Annotated in this window: 1 protein-coding gene and 1 pseudogene; both read left to right on the top strand. The window is 62.8% G+C overall.

Features of this window, described 5'->3' with window-relative positions; all coding sequences use genetic code 11:
- Positions 1-378 (top strand): annotated as a pseudogene (locus NRB16_RS28835) (ATP-binding protein); the annotation flags it as partial.
- Between the two features lie 3 nt (positions 379-381).
- On the top strand, positions 382-693 hold a 312-nt coding region (locus tag NRB16_RS28830), incomplete at its 3' end, for a response regulator (protein ID WP_257107556.1).

The raw sequence follows: 693 nt of genomic DNA, 5'->3' as shown, positions 1-693 counted from the left end.
GAATCTGAGACTGGAACTGGATCTTCCCGCCCAGTCGCTGCCTGTGCAGGCCGATGCCAAACGACTGCAGCAATTGTTCAACAACCTGCTGGAAAACACGGTGCGCTATACCGATGAAGGCGGCGTGTTGCAGATCCGTGCAGGCCATGAAGGAAACGAATGGCGTATCGGCTTCCTTGACTCAGGCCCCGGCATCGACGACGAGGAACTGCCCCGCCTGGTCGGGGCGAGGCATCACGTAACCGGGCCAGTGGCGGCGCAGGGCTCGGCCTGGCCATCTGTCACAGTATCGCGCTGGCACATGGCGGCAGTCTGTCTGCCGATCACTCTCCGCTGGGTGGCCTCTGGCTGACCCTTCGCCTGCCACGGAATACCTGACGCATGGCCAACGAAGCTCCCATTCTCATCGTCGAAGATGAACCCAAACTGGCTGCGCTGATGCGTGACTATCTGACCGCAGCCGGTTATCCGACCCAGTGCCTGGACAACGGCCTGCAAGTGGTGCCCGCGGTACGGGCCTGCGAACCGCGCCTGATCCTGCTGGACCTGATGCTGCCAGGCCGCGACGGCCTGCAAGTATGCCAGGAGCTGCGCACCTTCAGCGCGGTGCCCATCGTCATGATCACTGCGCGGGTCGAGGAAGTGGATCGCCTGCTGGGCCTGGACCTGGGAGCCGACGACTACATCTGCAAA

It is taken from the genome of Pseudomonas sp. LJDD11 (assembly GCF_024584215.1).
Taxonomy (GTDB): Bacteria; Pseudomonadota; Gammaproteobacteria; order Pseudomonadales; family Pseudomonadaceae; genus Aquipseudomonas.
Note: the sequence above shows the minus strand (reverse complement) of the source record. Positions and strands in the feature narration are given on the sequence as shown.